At 37.0% G+C, this 18,656-nt stretch carries 18 protein-coding genes; 9 read left to right on the top strand and 9 right to left on the bottom strand.

From position 1 onward, the window contains the following. Positions 1-46 precede the first annotated feature (46 nt). A complete protein-coding gene (locus ACFP65_RS04250) occupies positions 47-298 on the top strand; it encodes a hypothetical protein (RefSeq protein ID WP_379916202.1) in 252 nt (83 codons plus the stop codon). Positions 299-327: 29 nt separating this feature from the next. Then, positions 328-2,112 (top strand): excinuclease ABC subunit UvrC, encoded by a 1,785-nt coding sequence (gene uvrC, locus ACFP65_RS04245; protein ID WP_379916200.1) that lies wholly within the window; start codon positions 328-330, stop codon positions 2,110-2,112. 123 nt (positions 2,113-2,235) lie between these two features. Here the strand turns inward: uvrC and ACFP65_RS04240 are convergent, their stop codons facing one another. The 4 genes from ACFP65_RS04240 to ACFP65_RS04225 all read right to left on the bottom strand — a co-directional run bounded on the left by ACFP65_RS04240 (position 2,236) and on the right by ACFP65_RS04225 (position 5,918). Continuing rightward, positions 2,236-2,793 (bottom strand): chromate transporter, encoded by a 558-nt coding sequence (locus ACFP65_RS04240; RefSeq protein ID WP_379916198.1) that lies wholly within the window; start codon positions 2,791-2,793, stop codon positions 2,236-2,238. Between the two features lie 4 nt (positions 2,794-2,797). After that, the gene (locus ACFP65_RS04235) at positions 2,798-3,367 is read right to left on the bottom strand and encodes a chromate transporter (protein WP_379916196.1); all 570 of its coding nucleotides are present in this window, start codon (positions 3,365-3,367) and stop codon (positions 2,798-2,800) included. A 28-nt stretch (positions 3,368-3,395) separates the two neighbouring features. Continuing rightward, positions 3,396-4,346, bottom strand: a complete 951-nt coding sequence (locus tag ACFP65_RS04230; RefSeq protein ID WP_379916194.1) for a formylglycine-generating enzyme family protein — start codon at positions 4,344-4,346, stop codon at positions 3,396-3,398. A gap of 114 nt (positions 4,347-4,460) precedes the next feature. Beyond that, a complete protein-coding gene (locus ACFP65_RS04225) occupies positions 4,461-5,918 on the bottom strand; it encodes a sulfatase-like hydrolase/transferase (RefSeq protein ID WP_379916192.1) in 1,458 nt (485 codons plus the stop codon). Between the two features lie 147 nt (positions 5,919-6,065). Here ACFP65_RS04225 and ACFP65_RS04220 point away from each other — a divergent pair, with 147 nt between their 5' ends. From ACFP65_RS04220 to ACFP65_RS04210, 3 genes are all read left to right on the top strand, one after another. Next, the gene (locus ACFP65_RS04220) at positions 6,066-6,821 is read left to right on the top strand and encodes a MurR/RpiR family transcriptional regulator (RefSeq protein ID WP_379916190.1); all 756 of its coding nucleotides are present in this window, start codon (positions 6,066-6,068) and stop codon (positions 6,819-6,821) included. Positions 6,822-7,013: 192 nt separating this feature from the next. Continuing rightward, complete coding sequence (locus ACFP65_RS04215; protein ID WP_379916188.1) at positions 7,014-7,844, top strand: PRD domain-containing protein; 831 nt, start codon at positions 7,014-7,016, stop codon at positions 7,842-7,844. A gap of 111 nt (positions 7,845-7,955) precedes the next feature. Continuing rightward, complete coding sequence (locus tag ACFP65_RS04210; RefSeq protein WP_379916186.1) at positions 7,956-9,896, top strand: beta-glucoside-specific PTS transporter subunit IIABC; 1,941 nt, start codon at positions 7,956-7,958, stop codon at positions 9,894-9,896. A 57-nt stretch (positions 9,897-9,953) separates the two neighbouring features. On the opposite strand, the gene ACFP65_RS04205 is transcribed toward ACFP65_RS04210, so the two are convergent. The 5 genes from ACFP65_RS04205 to ACFP65_RS04185 form a co-directional block, all read right to left on the bottom strand. Continuing rightward, positions 9,954-10,283: an iron-sulfur cluster biosynthesis family protein gene (locus ACFP65_RS04205; protein ID WP_379916184.1), complete on the bottom strand. Its 330-nt coding sequence runs from the start codon at positions 10,281-10,283 to the stop codon at positions 9,954-9,956. Positions 10,284-10,361: 78 nt separating this feature from the next. After that, positions 10,362-10,913 carry an LURP-one-related/scramblase family protein gene (locus tag ACFP65_RS04200; RefSeq protein WP_379916182.1) on the bottom strand — a complete coding sequence of 184 codons (552 nt, stop codon included), beginning with the start codon at positions 10,911-10,913 and terminating at the stop codon, positions 10,362-10,364. A 162-nt stretch (positions 10,914-11,075) separates the two neighbouring features. After that, complete coding sequence (locus tag ACFP65_RS04195) at positions 11,076-11,243, bottom strand: YvrJ family protein (RefSeq protein WP_225744762.1); 168 nt, start codon at positions 11,241-11,243, stop codon at positions 11,076-11,078. Positions 11,244-11,372: 129 nt separating this feature from the next. Beyond that, positions 11,373-12,197, bottom strand: coding sequence for a bifunctional hydroxymethylpyrimidine kinase/phosphomethylpyrimidine kinase (gene thiD / locus ACFP65_RS04190; protein WP_379916180.1), 825 nt, complete (start codon positions 12,195-12,197; stop codon positions 11,373-11,375). A 168-nt stretch (positions 12,198-12,365) separates the two neighbouring features. Further along, positions 12,366-13,250, bottom strand: a complete 885-nt coding sequence (locus tag ACFP65_RS04185; RefSeq protein ID WP_379916178.1) for a Cof-type HAD-IIB family hydrolase — start codon at positions 13,248-13,250, stop codon at positions 12,366-12,368. A gap of 155 nt (positions 13,251-13,405) precedes the next feature. Here ACFP65_RS04185 and ACFP65_RS04180 point away from each other — a divergent pair, with 155 nt between their 5' ends. The 4 genes from ACFP65_RS04180 (at position 13,406) to ACFP65_RS04165 (ending at position 18,584) form a co-directional block, all read left to right on the top strand. Continuing rightward, positions 13,406-14,095 carry a uracil-DNA glycosylase gene (locus ACFP65_RS04180; protein ID WP_379916176.1) on the top strand — a complete coding sequence of 230 codons (690 nt, stop codon included), beginning with the start codon at positions 13,406-13,408 and terminating at the stop codon, positions 14,093-14,095. 74 nt (positions 14,096-14,169) lie between these two features. After that, positions 14,170-15,150 (top strand): phosphate acetyltransferase, encoded by a 981-nt coding sequence (pta, locus tag ACFP65_RS04175; RefSeq protein ID WP_379916174.1) that lies wholly within the window; start codon positions 14,170-14,172, stop codon positions 15,148-15,150. 224 nt (positions 15,151-15,374) lie between these two features. Further along, positions 15,375-16,895 (top strand): glycerol kinase GlpK, encoded by a 1,521-nt coding sequence (glpK, locus tag ACFP65_RS04170; RefSeq protein ID WP_379916172.1) that lies wholly within the window; start codon positions 15,375-15,377, stop codon positions 16,893-16,895. A 27-nt stretch (positions 16,896-16,922) separates the two neighbouring features. Next, positions 16,923-18,584 carry an FAD-dependent oxidoreductase gene (locus tag ACFP65_RS04165; RefSeq protein WP_379916170.1) on the top strand — a complete coding sequence of 554 codons (1,662 nt, stop codon included), beginning with the start codon at positions 16,923-16,925 and terminating at the stop codon, positions 18,582-18,584. The last annotated feature ends 72 nt before the right edge of the window (positions 18,585-18,656 follow it).

The following is an 18,656-nucleotide window of genomic DNA, read 5'->3' as shown; positions in this document are numbered from 1 at the left end:
GACTTCAAAAAAATAGATGAAATTTAACTTGAAAAGAGGAAACCATATGCCATCCAATGAAATCGAGTTTTATAAAGGAAAAGATGAAGAATTATTTTTAGCTGCTTGGGAGAAAAAGCATGGCGTACTATCAGATGATGCCCAAGAAAAATTATATTTAGCAATTGGAGACGAAATAGACCGTCAAATTAAAGAAGGCGAACATAATTTTGGAGAAGTATTTAGCTATAAAGGCGTTGAAGTTGGAAAATCTGACTACAATCATTTCCACGAACTATATCTGTTTGACGAAAAATAGTCAGTGTTTTTGTAAAAGGAGGTGTTTCTTTGTCAAAGGAATTGATTGACAATAAATTAAGTCTGCTTCCAGACCTACCTGGTTGTTATATTATGAAAGACAAGAACGAACACATTATTTATATCGGGAAAGCAAAAAACTTAAAGAATCGCGTCCGTTCCTACTTCAGAGGCACTCATGAAGGGAAAACAGAACGTCTTGTTCAAGATATTGAAGATTTCGAAACAATTATTACTGGATCAGATAAAGAAGCACTACTTCTTGAGGTAACATTGATTCAGAAACATCAGCCTAAGTACAACATCCGGTTAAAAAGAGGCACGAGCTATCCGTATCTTAAAATCACAAATGAGAAAGACCCTAAACTGATTATCACCTCAGATGTTCTAAAAGATGGCGGGCATTATTTTGGGCCGTATCCGGATGTTTATGCTGCTTCTGAGACGCAGCAGCTGATTATGAAAATCTATCCTCTGAGAAAATGCAACGGACACCAGAAAAGAGCGTGTTTGTATTATCATATTGGCCAATGCATTGGACCGTGTGATCACGAGGTTTCTAAAGAAGAATACGATCAGCAAATTCGCAAGATTCGTTCATTCTTAAATGGAAATGTGCATGATATTAAAAGAGACTTGAAGCAGAAAATGGATGAAGCGGCCGTAGAAATGAATTATGAGCGTGCTGCAGAATTTAGAGATCAGATTGCGTATATCGAAAAGACTGTAGAAAAACAGTCAATTATTTCAAATAACTTTATGCCGCGTGACTTTTTCAACTATTACATGGATAAAGGTTGGATCTCCATCCAAGTATTTTTCGTCAGACAAGCGACACTGATCAAAAGAGATGCCACAATGTTTCCTTGTTACGGTCCACCTGAAGAAGAATTGATGAGTTTTATCTTACAATACTACAATAATGGAAATAATATTATGCCAAGTGAGATATACGTTCCTGAGGCGGTAGATACTGATATGTTATCTCAAGCCATTGAAGCCAAAGTGGTGAACCCGAAACAAGGACGAAAAAAAGAATTATTAGATCTTACAGGGAAAAATAGCGAGATGGCATTAAAGGAAAAATTCAGACTGATTGAGATGAATCAGGCTAAAACAACCGGAGCCATTCAAGAATTATCAGAAGCGATGGGACTACCTTATATTGAAAGAATAGAATCTTTTGACCATTCCAATATTCAAGGATCGAATCCCGTATCGGCGATGGTCTCATTTAAAGATGGTAAACCGGATAAGAATAACTACCGTAAATATAAAATCAAAACGGTTGTAGGTAGTAATGAGGCTGCAACCACACAGGAAGTTATTAGAAGAAGATATAGCCGCCTATTGAAGGAAGGAAAACCTTTACCTGATTTGATCCTTATGGATGGTGGTAAAGTTCAAGTGAATGCTGCTGTAGATGTACTCGTAAACGAACTCGGTCTCGATATTCCAGTAGCGGGGATGGTTAAAGATAACAAACACCGTACAGCCAGTTTGATATTTGGAGAAGTTTTGGAAACCGTTGTGTTGAATCCTCGGAGCCAGGCCTTCCATCTCGTCCAGAGAATTCAAGAAGAAGTGCATAGATTTGCCATTACTTTCCACCGTAATGTTCGTAGTAAAAATAGCTTTACTTCAAGATTAGATGATGTAGAAGGTGTTGGTCCGAAAACTCGAACCAAGATACTAAGACATTTCAAATCGATGAAAAGACTGAAAGAAGCAGAGCTTGCAGAGATTACCAAGCTAGGTATTTCAGAAACGGTCGCAGAACGAATCAAAGAAACCCTAGCAAATTATCAGGGATGATTTTTGGAAATCTTTAGAATTCCAGAGAGATGCGTGTAAGAAAGTTTATAAACAAAAAGCGGTAAACAGTAGAATTTTTTCCACTGTTTACCGCTTTTTCTATTTAAGTATAGGAGTAGTAAATCATAAGCTATAAATAATCACACCCAAAATACCGGTAGTTAGCATAATTTGAATGGGACTCAGCTTGTACTTTGTTATTAAAAATAATCCTAATGAGAATAAGGCTACAGAGATCCAGTTGAGATTAGTAAAATCGATTCCACTTGTTTCTCCAAAGAAGGCCGTCAGCAAAATAGTAAGACCGGCTGAAGCAATCAGAGCGACAACTGCTGGGCGTAACCCCATGATAATCCCTTGTACCATTTTAATGTTGCGAAATTTGAAGTAGATATACGCTAAAGTGAGTACGATAATAATAGAGGGGGCTGTTACACCGATTGTAGCGACCATTCCTCCAAATATACCGCCAACTTGGTTTCCTACAAAGGTAGCTGCATTAATGGCAATAGAGCCCGGAGTCATTTCAGATATCGTCAATACATCTATAAACTCTTGAGTGGTCATCCAACCTCTATTGTCGATGATCTGCTGTTCAATTAAAGGTAAAGCGGCATAACCACCACCGAAACTGAAAAGACCAATCTGAAAGAAGCTAATAAACAATTCAATATAAAGCATCTAGTTAAGCTCCTTTCTTTTCTGATCGAATTTGATAATAAGTTGTAAGTCCGCCTATAACCGCACTGAACGATAAAAGATAGAGGATATTAACGTTAAAAATGATTCCAGCAACTAAAGCAATGAGCATAACGATGACAGGGATCACTTCTTTTTTTCTGATGATTCTCATAGCCATGCTATAAACGACGTGCACAATGATTGCAGCGACACCGGCTTGCATACCAAGTAGCAAGTTTGCGACAAGAGGATTGTCTCTAACGATATTATAAACAAAAGATAATAAAGTAATAATGGTGAGAGGAGCAAGAATGGTTCCAAGAACCGTTGTCAACGCACCTAGAAACCCAGCCATTCGGTAGCCAATCAATATAGAAGCGTTAACAGCAAGAGAGCCAGGGGAGGACTGACTAATAGAAATCAAATCTAGCATTTCATCTTCGTCAATCCAGTTGAGTTCTTGAACAAATTTCTTTTCCATTAGGGGTACAATGACATACCCACCACCAAATGTAAAAGAGCTTAGATATAAAGTGGATGTAAATAATTTCCGATAAACATTTGCTTTTTTCATAATGCCTCCTACAAGTACATAAACTATTCTAATTCGATTTTTTAACGATATCCTTTGCACATCTGAATCCCATATTTCCTGTAGAAGAATCAATTGTGTTCGATGTTCTAGCAGCTACTCTATATCGATTGCAATAGCTATCATGACAAAGGTAACTACCACCTTTAACTGTTTTACTGGTGTTGTCTACATTATCAAGATCCCAATCAAAATTGTTAGAGCACCATTCCCACACATTTCCAGCCATTCCGTATAGTCCGAAACGATTTTTAGGAAAAGCTTTGACTGGGCTAGTTCCAATATAGCCGTCTTCAGCACTATTTTCACTTGGAAATGACCCTTGCCAGATGTTGCACATATGGCGTTGGTCTGGATTGAGCTCGTTTCCCCATGAAAAACGTTGCTGTATCAACCCACCTCTAGCAGCGTATTCCCACTCTTTTTCGTTTAGCAATCTTTTTCCGCTCCAAGCACAATAGGCCATCGCATCATTCCATGAAACGTGAACAACGGGGTGATCCATACGGTCCTCAATGGAAGATCCCGGTCCTTCAGGTTGTGACCAATTTGCTCCAGCGACTACACACCACCAAGGCGTTTGTGCAGGGACATTTTGTACTTGTGACTTTACTTCTTCAGATAAAAGTAGGTGAAAGACAAAGGACCAACCATAGATTTCAGCTTCTGTTTGATAGCCAGTTTCATCTATGAACTGTTTAAATGATCCATTGGTTACTGCTGTTTGATCAATCAAAAAGGATTCAACAATTTCTTCTCTGACAGGACCTTCGCGATCCTCTATATGAGCATCATCGTCTTCACTTCCCATTAGAAATGATCCGCCTTCGATATAAATCATAGTATCATCATGAGCAGTTTCCTCATTCAATTTAGCTGAAAATTCTAAATTTGATGATTTTTTTAAGTGGTTTAATTCAATATGATGTTTCTTTGAATGGTTTGGATTGCAACAACTCATTAGTTCACCTTCCGCTGAATAGATTACACCAAAAGGTTATAGTAAACGAAAAACTCGTTCATCTACTATAACCGTTCAGCAATTCTGTGATACACTTTTCAAAAATATAGATTCCTAGAATCGGCTATCCCTTGCGTGAGGGACAACATCGCTTGTCTCAACAAAATATTTTAACATACGATTTTGAAAGTCTTTTATAACTGATTCGAATTTTTCTGATTCAATTAGATTTTTGCGTTCGTTGGGATCTTGCTTCAAATCATAAAACTCATCTTGTTCGTATAAACGATAGACATATTTATAATCTTGATTACGAATCATAATAGCTTTTGTATGCTGAGGCATTTTTTCTTGTTCAGTTGTTCTTGCCCAATATGGATTAGATGGATTATGTCCGGCATCCATCGCATAAGCGCCCTCTGATTCTAAACGTCCACCTTCAGCAAATACAACATCTCTATGCTCATTAGATCCTTCTAGTACAGACTTCAAAGATTGTCCGAATTGAGTATGCTCCGGTTGAATTCCTACTAAGTCCATTATAGTTGCTTGTATGTCTATCAGTTCTACTAAGGCATCTGTGTTTCTGGGTACGACTTCCATATTTTTGGATGGTTTAATGACCAAAGGTACATTCGTCAACATATCTTCAAATGTATTTTGATTTTTCTCAGCTATTTCGAAATCACCAGTATAATCACCATGATCACTGAAGAAAATAAAGATTGTATCATCGTATAGCTCTTTCTCTTTAAGTGTCTGTACCAGTTTACCAATATGATGATCTAGTTTCATTCCCATAGCATAATAGACTTGTTTGATTTTTTTTAAATCTTCATCTGACCAATCGTATAACTCCATGTGATTTCTAATTCCACGAAGGATGCTAGGTTTATCTTTCCATTCCTCTTCACTTAATCGAATAGCATCTGGAACAAGTTCAGGATCAACTTTATCAAACCATTCCTGATCTATTTCGTAAGGAGGGTGGGGAAGGCTCAAAGCAAGGTACACACAAAATGGATCATCATTGAAAGTGTCGTTTTCCAAAAATTCTATTGCATTTTGAATTTGATCTTGGTCGACATGGTGAACATTTTCTTTAACGCCATGGTAATGAGTGTAATCAGCTTTGACTTCTATGTTTTTAGATTCAGTGCTACCTTTTTTACCTTTAAAAAGTTTTGCCATAGATTCATAAAATTGATCATTAATTGTATCTGCATACTTAGTGCGATCTCCATCTGCTTTAATCGTATCATTTCTTCCACCCCAATAAACATGATAGTCATTATTTTTCAATGTTTTCAAGATGTTTGGTTCGGAGTCATCCATTAAGTAATGCATCGTTCTAAATCCTTTAGTATGAGGATACCAACCTGTTAAAAATGAGTTTCTACTTGGAACGCAGACCGGGTTTTGACAGTAGGCGTTAGTGAAGCCAACACCTTCAGAAGCTAAGGCATCTATATTTGGTGTCTTAATAGCATCATTACCAGTGTATCCAAGCGAATCAGCACGCCATTGATCTGCAACGACCATGACAATATTTGGTTTTTTCTGTGTAGTCATAATTTGTCCCCTTTTTTATGTGTGAATGTTCTTGTATACTAGTTATACATCAATTAGAAATAAAGTTCAAACTATTTTGAAAAAAAGTCCAAAAGTGAAAGTGTCTATTCTAATCAAAAAAAGATATACTATTTGAGAGGTGTTTTGATGAATCCAATAAGTGTAATAGAATCTAATTTAGAAACATTTACGAATTCAGAAAAGAGGATCGCTGATTTTATTCTAAAAGATCCTATTCGAATCGTTCAATACTCAGCAGAAGAAATTGCTAAAGCAGCAGGCTCGTCCAAATCAGCATTTATACGTCTATGCCAAAAATTAGGTTATCAGGGTTATTCTGAGTTCAGATTTTCTTTATCTAAATACTTGATTTCTCATAAATTGGAAGATGGAGAAGAATCGTCAATTAGCCAATCTATAACATCCGCTTATAGTGACCATATCAAAGAGATAGCACAAAATTTGAGTGATAAAGACATGTTAGAATTATGTGAACTGATAACAAGTGCAAGTAAAATTAAGATTTTTGGGAATAACCGAACAGGGTTAGCTGCTCAGCAATTGAGGATGCGAATGGCTAAAATTGGAATGGACAGTGAATTTGTCAATGATACGATGCTTATGCATGATATTACAAGCTCGTTAGACAATGAAGACCTTGTAATCATTTTTTCAATTAAAGGAATGTCTTATTACGAAGATGTCGTAAAACAAGTCAAAACAAATCAAACAAAAAGCATATTAATCACTATGACTCAAAATAGTCCGATCAATAAGTATTTTGATACTGTGATTACTTTGCCATTAGTTTCGAGGGCTACTCGTCGGTTTCTAGATGATCAGGCCATCTTCTTTGTCTTCATTGAAATCTTACTAGCTGAATTAGCTGAATATGAGGACTAGAAAGAATATGCTAAAAAGAAAATGATTAAAACGCTTGCATTAATGAAATGAATCAGTTATTATTAAATCAATCGAGTGGGTAGTTACTGGTTAAGCAGGCTATACCTTATTGTATATGTGCTTAGTTTTGCATATAACATAAGGTATAGTCTGTTTTTAATTTTTCAGTTAGAAAGGAGGAGGAAATGTGGCTTGAAAATCAAAAAAATTCTAAATAACAATTCCGTTCTAGTTAAAGAGGAAGGTAAAGATTATATCTGGATAGGTACTGGTCTAGGATTTGGAAAAAAGCCTGGGGATGAAGCTGATCAAACAAAAATTGAAAAGGTCTTCATTTTACATCAGAAATCTTCAGATCGATTAACACAACTATTACAAGATATCCCAATTCAATACGCTTCCTTGGCAGACGATATTATTCGATATGCCAAACAAACAATAACCTACGAGATTAGTGATTCGATTTATATATCGTTAACAGACCATCTTTATAATTTAGTTAAATTAAAAAGAGAAGGTATTTTTATTAACAACAAGTTATCTTGGGAAATTAGGAAGTTTTATCCAAAAGAATTTAAAGTAGGAAGCTACGCGGTAGTACTTATAGAGAAAAAAATGGAAATTAAATTAGAAGAATCGGAAATCAGCAATATTGCGATGCATTTCATAAATGCTCAGATTAATAGTAATACTGAGGAATTTGACGACATTCAATCAGTTACAAAAAAAACGCGAGACATCATTTCGCTACTGAGAATTCACAACAAAATATCTATTGATCAAAATAGTATTGCATATGAACGATTCGTAACGCATCTTCGTTTTTTCTTTAAAAGATTGAAAAACCTTGAGAAGAGAGAACATCCAGATAATCCTCTTCTTGTACATGTAGTGGAAAAGTATCCAGAGGCTTATGAATCTACTCGTTTAATCGAAAAATATCTCAAAGTAACTTTATATGATGATGAGCAATTATATTTAACATTACACATTCAAAAATTAATTGAAAACGATAATAGTTAAGGTGTTACTGGTAAAGCAGGCAAGACTTAACTGAACCTTCTCCTATATTTAGGAATTGGTTTAGTTAGTCTTGTCTTTTTTTAAAAATAAAAAGCGAAAGAAGGAAGAACAATGGAATTTCAAGAATTGAATCAGAATATATTAGATAATATTGGTGGAAAAGATAATATTAATGGTCTGACACACTGTATAACTCGTTTAAGATTCAAATTAAAAGATGAATCGAAAGCAAATACAGAAGTGCTCAAAAATGTAAGTGGCGTCGTAACTGTTGTGCAAAGTGGTGGACAGTATCAGGTTGTAATAGGTAACCACGTAGGAGAGGTTTATAAAGAGTTTGTTGAACAAGCTGGTTTGCAAACAGATTCAAATGACCAGAGTGAAGATAAGCCTAAAGGTCTATTAAATAATTTTATCGATGTAATCTCAGGTGTATTTACACCGGTTATTAGTGTACTGATGGCTTCAGGTATGATTAAAGGATTATTAGCTATTTTATCAGCTTTTAGTTTGATCGATCCTGCTTCTGGGTTATACCTAATATTAAACGCTACAGGTGATGGACTCTTTTATTTCTTTCCTTTATTTTTAGGTTATACGGCTTCTAAGAAATTCGGTGGAAAACCTTTTATTGGGATGGCTATTGGTGCGGCACTAGTTTATCCAACTATTGCAGCGGCAATGGTGGATGTCGAACCGCTGTATACTTTGTTCTCAGGAACTGCGATTGAATCTCCAGTTTATGTAACATTATTTGGAATTCCCGTTATTTTGATGACATATACTTCAAGTGTTATACCGGTAATTGCAGCCGCATATATGGCAGCAAAAGTTGAGAAGACACTAGAAAGAATTATACCAAGAGCCATTAGAAGTTTCTTTGTAACATTTATGACCTTGTTGATTACTGTTCCTATCACATTTTTAGTTGTTGGTCCAATAACTACTTGGGTAGGTTTACTAATTGGTCAAGGATTGTCTTCAGCATATGAGTTTAGCCCCATTATTGCAGGTACTATCATTGGCGGATTTTGGCAAGTATTTATTATGTTTGGTCTGCACTGGGGATTTGTGCCAATCGCATTAAATAACTATGCTACTTTAGGCTTCGATGTTGTAATGATGGCGGGTTTAGCTACGCCATTAGCTATGGCAGGTGTTACGTTTGCAATTTTCTGTAAAACGAAAGACAGAAAACTAAAAGAAGTATCGTTCCCTGCTTTTATGTCAGCACTTTTTGGAATAACTGAGCCAGCTCTATATGGGGTAACGTTAGCAAGAAAGAAAGCTTTTTATACGACTTCGGTAGCAACTGCTGTGGCAGGATTGATTATGGGATTGTTTAGAACAAGAGTGTATATTAATGGAGGAACTGGAATATTCGCGATACCAAGATTTATCAATCCGGAAACAGGCTTAGACAATAGCGTCATTGGTTTCACAATTGCGAGTGCAACTGCATTTGTTTTAGGATTTGTTATTACGTATTTTTACGCATATAAAGTCTCTGATGATCAGAATTTAGCTACAGAAAAATTAGATAAACAATTGGAAAAAGAAGAATCTATTAATGGGGAACTTGGACAAAATATGTTTTACAATTTAACTACACCAATAAGTGGAGAGATCGTTCCTCTTAGTCAAGTCGAAGACGAAGCCTTTGCTTCAGGTTTGTTAGGGAAAGGCATAGCCATTATTCCCAATGAAGGATTAGTTTATGCACCTTCAAACGGAACAGTAACAACTCTATTCCCTTCTCATCATGCAATTGGTATTACAACGGATGATGGAGTAGAAATTTTAATTCACGTAGGCATGGATACTGTGAATTTAAATGGACAGTATTTTGAACCTAAGGTAAAACAGGGAGATCGAGTAACAAAAGGAGAGTTAGTACTAGAATTTGATAAAGATGCGATTGTTAAAGAAGGATATCCAATCATTACACCAGTAATTATTTCAAATACCAATCAATATATGGATGTAGTACAAACAGATCAACTAATTGTTAAAAATGGAGACGAAGATACATTGTTGACGGTCATTGCATAAGTGAAAAACAAAAAAATTCCTAGAGAATATTGTCTCTAGGAATTTTTTGTTTTATTTTTAATCCGTCACAACGCGTAAATTATCTAATAGCAATCCAGAACGACCTTTAAGTTGGAAAGTATTCATGTCTTCTCTAAAGTCAATAGAGGGATCCTCATCTAGGAATTGTTTGTTTTCTGGCTCTACATAAATAGGTCCTAAAGGAGTATCCAATGATTCAACAGTTTCTGAGATATTTTCAGTTATTTTAAGCTGAAATACTCCTCGAATACTACAAGCATATGAACCTTGAAAATCTTCATGATAGTGAAGAAACAATTTACCTGAATGGTTCTCTAATATATTTGTCAGTTTTTTCTGCGCAGATGGTGTAATAACTAGTTCCATTAATTTAGCCTCCTAAGGATTTCTTACTATTATTTTCTCATAAATAAAATGATCAAGCAAAAATCTAATATCTTTTGCTTATTTTAAAAAGGTAAAGGGATGCATAAAACCTAGACTATATTTTTCTTTTTTGTATTGTTTCCAAGGCGTATCTCTTTTAGCAGAATAGTGATCAATAATGACAGCGAGTACGCAACAGAGAGGAGCGTATTCTTCTTTTTCAATCGTTAGTGCATAAAAGTCTCCTTGAAAAGAATAGTTCTTTTCAAGACGCATGATGACTCCAGAGGCACTTCTGACAACATATTTTTGCTCAACGAAATCACCAGTAATAATCCAATTCAGCTGGCTAACGACATAATAAGGTTTTTTCAGTCCTTGAATTCCTGGGATTTTTTTAACAGTAGCTTTTTTCTGATCCTCTATATAAAAATCGAATTTTGGAAATAGAGACAGCAAAGTTTGTTTTGCCTCTACCAGCCGGTCACCACTCATAGAATATAGAGAGAGTGCATCTTTTGCACGACCCCATTTTCCTACAATTAAATAGGTGTTTTGTCCAGACGCAGATTTGACGATCATACGATTCTGCATAGACATGTAAGCATGATTAATGAATAGACGAATCATTTTCTTTCACCTCTGTGTTCGTTTGGCTTTTACTACTAGTGATTACTCACATTATACCACCGATATCATAAAAATCGAATAGGCTAAAAATAAGGAATGTTTTCAAAGGTCAGTCTTTCTTTACAAAAAAACCACAATCATAAGATTGTGGTTTTTATGAGTTTACAGGTTCTTTTGAGTGAGTACAGCTGCTAGCTGATTAACAGCTTGCACGACCGCATTCAGTTTCGCTTCCATACGATGCAGTAGAAATAAAGAGATGAAAATTGGAAATCCAACATTTTCTATCATTTCTATGATCGTAATGAAGATATCTGCTCTTGGTTCCATTGGTTCGTCCTTTCCACTATCCCTTACCTACAATAACGTTTTGAAAGGATAATCTGTAACCTTTGATTGTAGTTTGAATAAAAAAAGCGACGCTTTCCTAAGAAAGAGTCGCTAAAGTTTTTAATGAGATTAAATTCCTTTTTGCTGATCGAGTCTGTATCCACTGTGGAAAACAGAACCAACAAATTGATTGTATTCAAATCCATTTTTGATGGCGGCAGTTACAAAGTCTTTAGCTTTAAGAACAGCTTCTTTAGGCTCAAGACCTTGTGCAAGACCTGAAGTGATGGCGGCAGCAAATGTACAACCTGCACCATGGTTTGTCGCTTTTTCTACTTTATCCGCTTCTAATACTAAAAAGTCAGATCCATCATAGAAGATATCGATTGCTTTATCGCCATCTAGTGCTTTCCCGCCTTTAACGACGACATACTGAGCACCTTTTTGGTGGATCAGTTCAGCAGCCTTTTTCATATCATCTAACGTTTTAAGCGTGCCTAAGCCTGATAGTTGGCCAGCTTCAAATAAATTAGGTGTAACGATTGTCGCAAGTGGTACAAGTAAGTCTCTTAAGGCTTCTGCATTTTCTGGATTCAGTACTTCTGTTTCTCCTTTACAGACCATAACTGGATCAACGACTAAATTTTCAAGATTCTTTTCTTTGATGGTTTCTGCAATCACTTTGATTACAGGGACGTTTGGAAGCATACCTGTTTTCAAAGCATCTATTTTCGGTCCGGCTGTTGCAGTAACGAGTTGAGTTCTGACAATTTCAGCATCAATAGGGGTTACGCCATGGCTCCAATTATTTTCAGGATCCATTGTAGCGATAACAGTTAAGGCAGCAATACCATAGGTTCCGTACTCTGCAAAAGTTTTTAAGTCAGCACCAATACCAGCACCGCCGCTAGCATCGTTACCTGCGATCGTTAATGTAATCTTAGGTTGAGTCAATTTGATTTCCTCCAGTGAACAGATAAGATTAAAACTCTTTATTCTTTTCATTTTATCATATGTCACAAAAAAAGAAACTACTAAGCACATAATTGGAAACAGGCTTTTTGAATAAAATTTAGAAAAAAAGCTTACAGAACAAAGGAACTGTTCAGTAAGCCATTTACATTATTCTTTATAGATTTTTCCACTTAAAACTCTTGATATCGCTTCGGCGACTCCATTTTGAGAGTTGCTAGATGTTGAATAGTTAGCCGATTCTTTGGCTTCCGATACCGCGTTTGCAACGGCAGTACCATATTTAGCCCATTCTAGCATAGATAAGTCGTTGATATTATCTCCAATTGTCATGACCTCGTCAGCTTTAATACCCAGTTTTTTGGCATATTGCGCAACGGCGATTCCTTTTTGAGCAGACTCATGGTTAATTTCAATATTCTTTTTGCTAGAAGCCGTGATAGCTAGTTTTGGAACTTCATTCATTAATTGTTCTTTTAAGGGGTCAAGTATAGATGCGCCTTCTTCTGTATGAGCGGATAGTTTTAAAATCACAATGCTGTCATCTTCTAGAACTGTGTCAAAACTTTCCACAAACTTCACATTATTTTCTTCGGCGTGACTAATTGCATTTTGCATCGCTTCTTCATAAGTAATATCCGGATTCAAATCAGCAAGCATAGAAGCAATTGTATCCAGTCTTTTTTCTTGATTATTAGAATAGATCCCCTCGTTGGTCATCAATTCTTCATGAAGGTCAGGATATTGAGACAAAATACTTCTGATTTTTTTGACAGTACTTTTTTCAAGGCCTTTGTTGTATAGATTATTTCCTTCTACATCGAAAAGTTGAGCACCATTCAAGGCAATAATTGGGCATTCGATGTTATGTGTTTCTAAAGGACGAGCAGCCATAGGATAGTCACGCCCAGTAGCGATGACGAAATGAATTCCTTGTGATTGTGCTCGTTTAATAGCTTGAGCATTTGACAGTGAAACATCGATATGGTCGTTTAATAAGGTTCCGTCCATATCTGAAGCGATCAGTTTAATCATAATAGTTTTCCTCCAATAGTATATTCCTCTCTAAGTCTAACAGATTGGTGTAAAAAATAAATAGATTTACAGTGTTTACTTAGAAAAGATCCTGTAAGGTTTGTTACAATCAAAATAGAGAATTTATGATATTCTAGTAAAAAGGAGTGGTTCTATTGCCTATACCGGTAAAGAATGACTGGAAACCCATCTTAGAAAAAGTAGAAAAAACTGAAACCTATCAGCAACTTAGAGAATTTCTAGTTGAAGAGTACAATACAGAAACGATTTATCCGAAAAAAGAAGCAATCTGGCAAGCCTTTGAATGGACGCCTTATCATCAAGTTAAAGCAGTCATTCTTGGACAAGACCCTTACCACGGTGCGCATCAAGCACATGGGTTAGCCTTTTCTGTTCAGCCTCAAGTCAAGTTACCACCATCTTTGAGAAATATTTACAAAGAGTTACAGAGCGATCTAGGCATTGAACCTGTGACGCATGGCTATCTTGAAAGCTGGGCTAAGCAAGGAGTACTACTTTTAAATACCGTTTTAACTGTTCGAGCAAAAGAGGCGCATTCTCACAAAAATAAAGGATGGGAAATGTTAACAGACGAAGTTATCAAATCTCTGAATGAAAGAGAAGAGCCAATTGTTTTTATCTTATGGGGGTCGCCGGCGCAAAAAAAAAGAACGCTTATTGATGAAAGTAAGCATTATGTGTTAACAGCTGTGCACCCAAGCCCATTGGCTGCATATAGAGGATTCTTTGGGTCAAAGCCTTTTTCAAAAACGAACGAACTTTTGATTGAGAGTGGACAATCACCAATAGACTGGAAACTTCCAGAGAACCCTACGATGAAATAAGACATTTTCTGTAAAAAAATGAGAATAAGTGTTATGATAAAAAGCGTAAAAACAAACTTTGGAGGGAATTAGTAGTGGAATTATTTGAAAGTTTGAAAGAGAAGATCCAAGGAAGACAATTGAAGATCGTCTTTCCAGAAGCGAATGACGAACGTATCTTAGGAGCAGCTGTTCGTTTGCAGTCAGAAAAGATTTTGAACCCAGTCTTGTTAGGAAACAAGGAAGAAGTAGCAAAATCAGCTAAAGATCACGGATTCGATTTAGGTACTATCGAAATCATCGACCCTCACAATTATGAAAAATACGATGAAATGGTTGCTGCGTTCGTTGAACGTCGTAAAGGCAAAGCAACAGAAGAACAAGCACGCGAACAGTTGAGAAATGTAAACTACTTTGGAACAATGCTCGTCTATATGGATCTAGCAGATGGTCTTGTTAGTGGAGCAATCCATTCGACAGGAGACACTGTTCGTCCAGCACTTCAAATTATCAAAACACGTCCTGGTGTGAGCCGTACTTCGGGTGCGTTCATTATGTTACGTGGTAGAGAACAAGAAAAATACTTGTTTGCAGATTGCGCAATCAATCCAAATCCTGACGAGCAAGTACTCGCTGAAATCGCAGTTGAAAGTGCTCGTACAGCTAAAATGTTCGACATCGAACCAAAAGTTGCAATGTTAAGCTTTTCTTCTAAGGGTTCAGCGAATGCACCGGAAGTAGAAAAAGTTCAAAGAGCAACGAAACTTGCACAAGAAATGGCACCGGAATTTGAAATTGATGGTGAATTACAATTTGATTCTGCGTTCGTACCAGCTGTAGCGCAACAAAAAGCACCTGGGTCTAAAGTTGCTGGAGAAGCGACTGTATTCGTCTTCCCAGAATTACAATCAGGAAATATTGGTTACAAAATGGCACAACGTTTAGGTGGATTTGAAGCCGTTGGACCAATCTTACAAGGTTTGAACAAACCTGTTTCCGATTTATCTCGTGGATGTGTTGAAGAAGATGTCTACAAGACAGCCATCATCACTGCCAACCAATCTATTATGGGTTAATTGAAAAAATATGATGAAATAAGCATATGAGATCTTCTTCCTTTACTATTTTTAGTAAAAGGAAGAAGATTTTTTTGCATGATTTAATCAATGTTCTATATGCTTAAGTGAATTATTTCACTTATCATTAATAAGTGTTCCTGTTAGAATCTTTAAATCATGAATGTTATAATATAAAAGGTGAGAGTAAGCCTTTTCAATAAACCGCAGAGGAGAATGCAAATATGGCTAAGTATATTTTATCAATTGATCAGGGAACGACAAGTACGCGAGCAATTATCTTTGACGAAAAAGGGGATCCAACATGGAGTTCTCAAAAAGAAATTGAACAGTATTTTCCAGAACCGGGTTGGGTAGAGCATGATGCAAATGAAATCTGGCTAAAAACTTTACAGGTGATTGCAAATGTCATGATTGAATCCGGTCTTGAACCGGAAGATCTGGACAGTATCGGAATTACAAATCAGCGCGAAACAACCGTTGTATGGGATAAAGAAACTGGAAGACCTATTTATCATGCTGTTGTGTGGCAGTCCAAGCAAACTTCTGGAATTGCCGATCAACTGATCAATGATGGTCATAAAGAAAGTGTTCATAAGAAGACCGGTTTAATCATTGACTCTTACTTCTCTGCAACTAAAGTTAAATGGATACTCGATAAAGTAGAAGGATCAAGAGAACGTGCTGAAAATGGTGAGCTTTTATTTGGGACAATCGATACTTGGTTGTTATGGAAATTGACAGGTGGAGAAGTTCACGCGACGGATTACTCGAATGCAAGCCGTACGATGTTGTATAATATATACGACTTGGAATGGGATAAAGACATCCTTGAGTTACTGGATATTCCAGAATCTATGTTACCAGAAGTGTTACCTTCATCAGGTATTTTCGGTGAAACAATGGAAGCCGTATTCCATGGTACAAAGGTTCCAGTTGCGGGTATTGCGGGTGACCAACAAGCGGCATTATTCGGCCAAACGGCTTTCGATAAAGGTATGGTTAAGAACACTTACGGTACTGGAGCCTTCATTATCATGAACACAGGTAAAGAACCGATTCAATCGAGCAACGGACTTTTAACCACTTTAGCTTATGGACTAAACGGCGAAGTTCACTATGCTCTGGAAGGCTCAATATTTGTTGCCGGTTCTGCACTTCAATGGTTGCGTGATGGTATGGATATGTTTAGAGAATCGCCTGAGTCAGAAGAAATTGCTAAAAAAGTCGATACGACTGATGGCGTCTATGTTGTGCCTGCCTTTACAGGTCTAGGTGCTCCTTACTGGGATCAAGAGGTTAGAGGTTCTGTATTTGGATTGACTAGAGGAACAATGAAGAGTCACTTTGTACGGGCAACTCTTGAGTCACTTGCCTATCAAACCAGAGACGTTGTGGATGCAATGAATGAAGATGCAGGTCTGAAAACAGAAACCATGCGAGTTGATGGTGGCGCCAGCATGAACGATTTCTTGATGCAATTCCAGTCAGATATTTCAGATGTGAAAATCGAGCGTTCTAAAGTCATGGAAACAACCGCTTTAGGTGCCGCTTACCTTGCAGGTCTTGCAACTGGATTCTTCAAAGATCAAGAAGAGATCAAAGCAAAATGGGAAAAAGCGAGTTCATTTGAACCAAAAATGGATGAAGAAAAAAGAGAAGATTTATATGCGGGTTGGCAAGCTGCTGTAACGGCTGCCCAAACATTTAAATTCAAACCGAAAAAAATCAACCAAGAAGATTAACTTATACAAGGAAGGGCTGAGTGCAGTATGACTTTTTCGGCTCAAACGCGAAAAGATAATATTGACAAACTGAAACAAACAAAACTAGATTTATTGATTATTGGTGGAGGCATTACTGGTGCTGGACTTGCGCTTCAAGCAGGAGCAAGAGAAATGAAAGCGGGTCTAGTTGAAATGCAGGATTTTGCGGCTGGAACATCTAGTCGCTCAACGAAGCTGGTTCATGGGGGACTGCGTTACTTGAAGCAGTTCGATGTTGAACTAGTCTCAGACGTAGCGCAAGAACGTGCTGTTATTGGCAAAAACGTCCCTCATGTTGTACAACCAAGTTATATGCTCATGCCAGTCTATGATGAGCCAGGAGCTTCATTCAACGAATTTTCTGCAGAGGTCGTATTACATTTATACGATTACCTTGCACATGTGGAAGATGAATGGGCACACTACATGGTCGAAAAAGAAGCGGTTATAGAAGAAGAGTCAGGTCTAAGAACAGAAGGATTGCTTGGTGGAGGCTACTATCTCGACTATACAAACGATGACTCGAGATTAACGACCGAAATCATTAAAAAGGCGCATGACTTAGGAACTTTGATTACCAACTACGTTAAAGCTATTGATTTTATTTATGATGATGCAGATAAAATCGTTGGAATCAAAGCTGAAGATACCTTAAATGGAGAAGTATTTGAAATTCACGCTTCTGTTGTCGTTAATGCAGCTGGTCCGTGGTCAGATGAAGTACGTAAGCATTCTAAATTCGATACAAAGAAAAAACTATTCCCGACAAAAGGTGTTCACTTTGTTGTTGATCACAGCAGACTTCCAGTAGGACGGACTATTTATGCAGATACGGGAATGAACGACAACCGTATGATGTTCTTTGTTCCTCGTAGTGGAAAAACATACTTTGGGACAACAGATACACCATTTGAAGGGGAGTATCAAGAGCCAGATATCACTCAAGAAGATATTGATTATCTTCTGGAAGCAGTGAACTACCGTTTTCCAGATGCCAATATTACACTAGATGATATAGAATCAAGCTGGGCAGGTTTGAGACCACTGATACAAGATGAAGATAACTCAGATCCTTCAGGTATATCAAGAGGACACGATGTCTTTGTTTCGGAAGGTGGACTCGTAACCGTTGCAGGTGGGAAGCTTACAGACTACAGAAGAATGGCAAACGATACGTTTGAAACGATTGATAAAGAGTTTCAACAGTTAAATCAGTCATTCAAGCAAGTGGATACAGCGGATATCCGTCTATCTGGTGGAGATCTACCAGATGGTATGTCCTTCAGCGATTATGCAGATCAGCAGACATCAAAAGGGATGGAAATCGGACTGAAAGAAGATGAGGCAAGAGCTTTAGTAAATTGGTACGGAACAAATGTAGAAATTGTCTACGGATTGAAAGATCAAGTTACAGATAGCGAACTACCACTAAAAGATGCACTTCAGTTAGAATACGCAATTCAATACGAAATGACTCTATTACCAGAGGACTTTTTATCACGTCGTACGGAAACATTGTTGTTTGATGTTCCTCGTATAAAAGAATTGAAGCAGCCTTTAGTAGATCATTTTGCTAAGCAGTTCAATTGGACGGATGAAGAAAAACACAAACGTGCTGGAGAAATTGACCAGCGTGTATCAGAAACAACTTTAAGTCAATTTAGATAAAGTGAGATAACAAAAGGAGGAAGGGAAGAGACAATCTTTCCTTTCTCACTTATTGTTAGATTGATTTTTTAG

Source organism: Marinilactibacillus sp. GCM10026970 (genome assembly GCF_042660675.1).
Classification (GTDB): Bacteria; Bacillota; Bacilli; order Lactobacillales; family Carnobacteriaceae_A; genus Marinilactibacillus.
This window is presented reverse-complemented; position numbering and strand designations above follow the sequence as displayed.